Source organism: Burkholderia sp. 3C, assembly GCF_054589155.1.
On sequence record NZ_BAAILN010000084.1, the window covers coordinates 51,759 to 58,126 of the forward strand.

Consider the following 6,368-nt stretch of genomic DNA (forward strand, 5'->3'; position numbering starts at 1 on the left):
TCTCCTTTCCGTTCCCATTCGCAGGAGTCCGCAATGATCACGTTGCGCAAGGTATCGAAATGGTATGGCGAAAACCGCGTGCTCGACGACTGCTCGGCCAGCGTCGCGCGCGGCGAGGTGGTGGTGATCTGCGGCCCGTCCGGCTCCGGCAAATCCACGCTGATCAAGTCGATCAACGGGCTGGAATCGATCCAGCAGGGCGAGATCGAGATCGACGGCCGGCCGGTGGGCGGCAGCGCCGCGCAACTGAGCGCGCTGCGCGCCACCGTCGGCATGGTGTTTCAGCACTTCGAACTGTTTCCGCACCTGACGGTGCGCGAGAACCTCGAACTGGCGCAGGTCAAGGTGCTCAGGCGCCGCCGCGACGAGGCGGCCGAGCGGGCACGCACGCTGCTGCGCCGGGTGGGCCTGCATGCGCACGAGGATCGATTCCCGTCGCAACTCTCGGGCGGTCAGCAGCAGCGCGTTGCGATCGCACGCGCGCTGTCGATGGACCCGATCGCCATGCTGTTCGACGAGCCGACCTCCGCGCTCGACCCGGAGATGGTGCATGAAGTGCTCGACGTGATGACCGAACTGGCGCGCGACGGCATGACCATGCTGTGCGTGACGCACGAGATGGGCTTCGCGCGGCGCGTGGCCGACCGCATCCTGTTCATGGATCGCGGCGCGATCGTCGAGGACGACACCAGCGAACGCTTCTTCGCCCAGCCCCGTTCCGAGCGCGCCCGGGATTTCCTGTCGCGCATCCTGCATTGATCCGGGCCGTGCCCGGCCCGCCCCTGGTTTTGCCCTCACGTTTCATTGTTGCGTCCACCTCGAGAAGAAGGAGTTCCGTCATGCGCTTCCGCCAGTTCCTCCGCGCCATTGCCGTCGCCGTGCCGCTGTCCCTCGCCGCCGCTTCCGCCGCCCATGCCGACGACCTCGGCACGCTGACGCCGGGCCAATTGATCGCCGGTGTCGACGCCAACAACAAGCCGTATTCGTATGTCGACAACGGCCAGATGACCGGCTTCGACGTCGAGCTGCTGCGCGCGATCGGCGCCAAGCTCGGGCTGAAGGTGGAGTTCCGCGCGCAGGACTTCGCCGGCATGCTGCCCGGCGTGGCGAACCGCCAGCTCGACGTGGCGGCCGGCTCGATCTCGATCACCACCGAACGCCTGAAGATGGTGGACTTCTCCGAGGGCTACCTCACCGGCCTGCTCAGCGTCGCCACGCTGCCGGGCAGCCCGATCACGTCGGACATCGCCTCGGTCAAGGGCAAGCGGATCGGCGTGATCCAGGGCACCATCGAGGACACCTATTCGGATACCTACATTCCGGGCGCGCAAGTGGTGCGCTTCCCGAACCTGAACGCGGGCTTCCTGCAACTGCGCTCGAAATACATCGACGGCTACTTCATCGACAAGACGCTGGCGGTGGGCCTGCAGGCCAAGTACCCGCAGATGAACCTGCAGGACAAGCTCGACATCTCGGCGGTCAACCTGCCGGCCGGCTTCCCGATGCGCAAGGGCAACGCCAAGCTGGAGGCGGCCGTGAACCAGGCGATCAATGCGCTGGTGGCCGACGGCACCTGGCTCAAGCTCTACAAGCAGTTCAACCCGACCTACCCGACGCCGACCAGCCTGCCGCCGTACGCCATGAAGACGGGCGGCTGATCGCCCTCGCCCAACCGTCCACCCGGCCCCGCCACTTTCACGAGGAGTCCATCATGCAGGCGTTCATCGAGAACTTTCTCGACTGGCAGTTGCTGACGTCGTCGCTGCCGTCGCTGCTTTATACCGGCCTCGTCAACACGCTGGTGTTGTCGGTGTTCTCGACGCTGCTCGGGATCGTCGCGGGGCTGTTTCTCGCGCTGCTGCTGGTGTCGCCGACGCGCTGGCTGACGGTGCCGGCGCGTGTCTACGTGGACGTGTTCCGCGGCCTGCCCGCCGCGCTCGTGATCCTGGTGGTCGGCCAGGGGCTGGCGCCGATCGGGCTGGCGCTGTTCGGGCCGAACCCCTACCCGCTCGCGATCGTCGCGCTGGCGCTGATCTCGTCGGCCTATATCGCCGAAATTTTCCGCTCGGGCATCCAGAGCGTCGGGCGCGGCCAGCTTTACGCGTGCCAGGCGCTCGGCATGACGTACTGGGCCTCGATGCGCTACGTGATCGTGCCGCAGGGCATCCGCCGCATTTTGCCGGCGCTCGCGAACCAGTTCATCTCGATCGTCAAGGATTCGAGCCTCGTGTATTTCCTCGGCCTGCTGACTTCGCAGCGCGACCTGTTCACGATCGGCCAGAACTCCGCCGTCAACACCGCGAACCTGTCGCCGCTGGTGGCGGCCGGCGCAGTCTATCTGCTGATCACGGTGCCGCTGACCCACGCGATCAACCATATCGACCGCTGGACCAATCGCCACGCCAACCCGGGCTCGCAACGCCCGGACCGCAAGGCCGGGATGCGGCGCGCGGTGCGCGCGGCCGTCTCGCGCCTCTCGACGCGTCACTGAACATACCGCCAACCCAACGCTCACCAGGAGACGTCTCCAACATGGGACCGACAGTCGACACCGTAGCCAGCGATACCCGAGTGCCCGCGCAAGCGGACGTGGTGGTGATCGGCGGCGGCATCATCGGCGTCAGCACGGCGCTCGCACTCGCGGACAAGGGCTTGTCCGTGGCGCTGTGCGAGAAAGGCCATATCGCCGGCGAGCAGTCGAGCCGCAACTGGGGCTGGGTGCGCGTCACGCGGCGCGACCCGCGCGAGCTGCGGCTGGCGATCGAGAGCCTGAAGATCTGGCGCACGCTCGACGCCGCCATCGGCGCCGATGCCGGCTTCCGTCAATGCGGCATCCTCTACATGTCGGAGGACGAGGCGGCCATCGAGGATCACCGCGACTGGCTGCGCCGCGCGCGCGACGAGGCCGGCGACACGTTCGACACGCGCGAGGTGGGCGCGGCCGAAATCGCCCCGCTGCTGCCCGGCTCGACGGTGCGCTACAAGGGCGGCCTGTACACGCCGAGCGACGCGCGCGCCGAGCCGCAGAAGGCCGCGCCGGCCATCGCCAACGCGCTGCGTCGGCGCGGCGTGTCGATTCTCACGCCGTGCGCGGCGCGCGGCATCGAAACCAGCGGCGGGCGCGTCAGCGCGGTGGTGACCGAGCACGGCACGATCCGCTGTTCGGCCGTGGTGGTGGCCGGCGGCGCGTGGACCCGCTATTTCTGCGGCAGCCTCGACATCGAACTGCCGCAACTGCTGGTGCGCGCCTCCGTCCTGCGCACCGAGCCGCTCGCGGGCGGCCCCGAGGTCAGCGGCAGCAACAAGCATTTCGCGTTTCGCAAGCGCCACGACGGCGGCTACACGATCGCGGCCGGGTTTCGCACCTGGACCGACCTGACGCCCGACGCGTTCAAGCTGTTCTTTCAGTACCTCGAAGCATTGAAGAGCCAGGGCGGCGCGATGCGGCTCGGCATCGGCCGGCGCTTCCTCGACGAGCTGCGCCGCCCGCGCCGCTGGGCGCTCGACAGGCCGACCGAATTCGAACGCGTGCGCACGCTCGACCCGGAGCCGATCGCGCGCTACGTCGATCCGGGGCTGGCCGAATTCATGCGGGTGTTTCCGCACCTGAACGGCGCGCGCATCGCGCAGCGCTGGGCCGGCTACATGGATGTGACGCCCGACGCGATTCCGGTGATCGCGCCGGTCGAGCGGATTCCGGGCGTGTTCATCGGCACCGGCTTCTCGGGCCACGGCTTCGGCATCGGCCCCGGCGCGGGGCGGCTGATGGCCGACCTGGTGACCAACGACACGCCGCTCGTCGACCCGCACGCGTTCCGGCTCACGCGCTTTTCCGATGGCACGAAGATCGTCATCGACGCCGGATTCTGAACCCAGGAGGCTCCCGATCATGGACAAGGTGGCAATGATTTCCGGCGCGAACCGCGGCATCGGGTTCGCCATCGCCGACGAGTTGCGGCGGCGCGGCTACCGGCTGTCGCTCGGCGTGCGCGAGCCGTCGAGCGTGGCCGCGGCCTGGCCCGACGCGCGCGACGACGACCCGAACCTGCTCGCCGCGCGCTACGAGGCGCGCGACCCGGACGCCGCGCGCGGCTGGGTGGACGCCACGCTGGCGCGCTTCGGCCGCATCGACGTGCTGGTCAGCAACGCCGGCATCTGCCGCGCGATCAGCTTCGACGAGGGCACCGATGCCCTGCTCGACGAAACGCTCGACATCAACGTGAAGGCGCCGTTCCGGCTGGTGCAGGCGGCGCTGCCGCACCTGCGCCGCGCCGGCAACGCGCGCTTCGTGCAGATCGCCTCGCTGTCGGGCAAGCGGGTGCGCAACGACAACGTCGGCTACCAGATGTCGAAGCACGCCACCGTGGCGCTGACCCACGCGGTGCGCCGCGCCGGCTGGAACGACGGGCTGCGTGCGGTGGCGGTGTGCCCCGGCTTCGTCAACACCGAGATGGCGGCCGGCATCGCCGACCTGGCGGCCGAGGCGATGACGCAGCCCGAGGACATCGCGCGGCTCGTCGCGAACACCATCGAACTGCCGAATTCGGCCAGCATCGCCGAGTTGCTGATCAACTGCCGGCACGAGGATTTGTTCTGAGGGAGGGGTGGGCTTGAGCGTCTCGCGCCCTCCCGGGGCCGTACGCCGGGTGGCTCGCGGGCGAGGGATCGCTCAGGTGAGGTGCATTCGCCTCGCGTGAGTCGGAGCGATATCGACCGCAACACGCAGAGGGCGCCGATGCTGGACGCGATCCGATCAGTTCGAGTCGCGCCCCGCGCGCGGCTGAAACGTCAGCGGCGCTTCTTCGGGCGCTGACGCATCGGCCGCGGTCCCGCAACCGCCGCAAGTCGAACACCCCGACCCGCAGCCTTGCGCCGCGCCCGCCGAACGCGACAGGCGCCGGCCGAGCCAGCGCGCCCACGCCGCGCGCTGCGGCTCGACCAGATGCGCGGCCACCCGCTCGATGCCACGCGCCGACCATGCCGGCGCGAGCTTGCGCACCATCACGCCGCAACTGGCGGCCACCACCGCGCCGATCACGCAGTACTGCAAAACGAGGCCGGTACTCATGCCAGCCACCGTGCAAGCTGATACGTGACGAACGAAGCCGCGTAGGCCATCACGAACATGTAGCCGAACGAGATCGCGACGTTCTTCCACGAGCGCGTCTCGCGCCGGATCACGGCCAGCGTCGACATGCATTGCGGCGCGAATGCAAACCACACCAGCAGCGACAGCGCGCTCGCCAGCGAGAAGTTGGCGGTCAGCGCATGAGCGAGGCTGGTGATGTCGCTGTCGCCGCCGCCCACCGCGTACACGGTGGCGAGCGCGGCCACGGCCGTTTCGCGCGCGGCGAACGCCGGGATCAGCGACAAACTGATCTGCCAGTTGAAGCCTAGCGGCGCGAAGATCACTTCCAGCCCGCGGCCCAGATAGCCGGCGATGCTGTAGTCGATCGCGGGGCCGGTGGCGCCGGCCGGCGGCGACGGGAACGTCGAGACGAACCACATCAGCACCGTCAGCGCGAGGATCACGCCGGTCAGCCGCTTCAGGAAGATCGAGCCGCGCTCCCACAGGCCCAGGCCGATGTCGCGCGCACGCGGCACGCGATACGAGGGCAACTCCATCAGCAACGCCTGCTCGTCGCTGCCGCCGCGCAGCTTCTTCATGATCCAGCCCACCAGCATCGCGCCGCCAATGCCCGCCGCGTACAGCAGGAACAGCACGATGCCCTGCAGGTTGAACACGTAGGCCACCTTGCGCATCGGGATGAACGCGCCGATCAGCAGCGCATACACCGGCAACCGGGCCGAACAGGTCATCAGCGGCGCGACCAGGATGGTCGCGAGCCGGTCGCGCGGGTTGGTGATGCTGCGCGTGCCGAGCACGCCCGGAATCGCGCAGGCGAAGCTCGACAGCAACGGGATGAACGAGCGCCCCGTCAGCCCCACCGACAGCATCATGCGATCCAGCAGGAACGCCGCGCGCGGCAGGTAGCCCGACTCTTCCAGCACCAGGATGAAGAAGAACAGCACCAGGATTTCGGGCAGGAAGCCGAGCACGGTGCCGAGGCCGGTCAGCAGGCCGTCGGTGACGAGGCTGTGCAGCGGGCCGTCCGGCAGCCACGCGCCGACGATCGTGCCGAGCCAGTCGAAGCCGTCGCCGATCGCGTCGGTGATCGGCTTGCCGACCGAGTACACCGCCTGGAACACCACGAACATCACCAGCGCCAGGATCAGCAGGCCGAACACGGGGTGCAGCGTCCAGCGGTCGAGCCGGTCGTCGCGCTCGTCGGTCGAGCGCGGCATCGTCACGGCCGCGGCGAGCAGCGCGCGCACCTGGGCGTGGACGTCGGCGCTTGAAGCGGCCG

General features: G+C 68.8%; 7 protein-coding genes. 5 read left to right on the plus strand and 2 right to left on the minus strand.

Translation table 11 applies throughout. The annotated features are described in order from the left end of the window. Window positions 1–33: 33 nt before the first annotated feature. The 5 genes from ACYP33_RS14590 to ACYP33_RS14610 all read left to right on the plus strand — a co-directional run bounded on the left by ACYP33_RS14590 (window position 34) and on the right by ACYP33_RS14610 (window position 4,597). Entirely contained in the window at window positions 34–759 is a 726-nt protein-coding gene (locus ACYP33_RS14590) for an amino acid ABC transporter ATP-binding protein (protein ID WP_459622533.1), read from the plus strand. A gap of 80 nt (window positions 760–839) precedes the next feature. After that, window positions 840–1,658, plus strand: a complete 819-nt coding sequence (locus ACYP33_RS14595) for a substrate-binding periplasmic protein (protein WP_414447196.1) — start codon at window positions 840–842, stop codon at window positions 1,656–1,658. Window positions 1,659–1,711: 53 nt separating this feature from the next. Further along, complete coding sequence (locus ACYP33_RS14600; RefSeq protein WP_414447195.1) at window positions 1,712–2,491, plus strand: amino acid ABC transporter permease; 780 nt, start codon at window positions 1,712–1,714, stop codon at window positions 2,489–2,491. Between the two features lie 41 nt (window positions 2,492–2,532). Beyond that, the gene (locus ACYP33_RS14605) at window positions 2,533–3,870 is read left to right on the plus strand and encodes an NAD(P)/FAD-dependent oxidoreductase (protein ID WP_459622536.1); all 1,338 of its coding nucleotides are present in this window, start codon (window positions 2,533–2,535) and stop codon (window positions 3,868–3,870) included. Window positions 3,871–3,889: 19 nt separating this feature from the next. Continuing rightward, window positions 3,890–4,597 (plus strand): SDR family NAD(P)-dependent oxidoreductase, encoded by a 708-nt coding sequence (locus tag ACYP33_RS14610; RefSeq protein WP_414439649.1) that lies wholly within the window; start codon window positions 3,890–3,892, stop codon window positions 4,595–4,597. A gap of 156 nt (window positions 4,598–4,753) precedes the next feature. On the opposite strand, the gene ACYP33_RS14615 is transcribed toward ACYP33_RS14610, so the two are convergent. Both ACYP33_RS14615 and feoB read right to left on the minus strand, forming a co-directional pair. Further along, complete coding sequence (locus tag ACYP33_RS14615) at window positions 4,754–5,068, minus strand: DUF6587 family protein (RefSeq protein ID WP_414447193.1); 315 nt, start codon at window positions 5,066–5,068, stop codon at window positions 4,754–4,756. Further along, on the minus strand, window positions 5,065–6,368 hold a 1,304-nt coding region (gene feoB / locus ACYP33_RS14620), incomplete at its 5' end, for a ferrous iron transporter B (RefSeq protein ID WP_459622539.1). The genes ACYP33_RS14615 and feoB, both read right to left, overlap by 4 nt.

Coding starts and splice junctions, on each gene's coding strand:
- ACYP33_RS14590 (WP_459622533.1), top strand. CDS start 34: ATGATCACGTTGCGCAAGGTATCGAAATGGTATGGCGAAAACCGCGTG.
- ACYP33_RS14595 (WP_414447196.1), top strand. CDS start 840: ATGCGCTTCCGCCAGTTCCTCCGCGCCATTGCCGTCGCCGTGCCGCTG.
- ACYP33_RS14600 (WP_414447195.1), top strand. CDS start 1,712: ATGCAGGCGTTCATCGAGAACTTTCTCGACTGGCAGTTGCTGACGTCG.
- ACYP33_RS14605 (WP_459622536.1), top strand. CDS start 2,533: ATGGGACCGACAGTCGACACCGTAGCCAGCGATACCCGAGTGCCCGCG.
- ACYP33_RS14610 (WP_414439649.1), top strand. CDS start 3,890: ATGGACAAGGTGGCAATGATTTCCGGCGCGAACCGCGGCATCGGGTTC.
- ACYP33_RS14615 (WP_414447193.1), bottom strand. CDS start 5,068: ATGAGTACCGGCCTCGTTTTGCAGTACTGCGTGATCGGCGCGGTGGTG.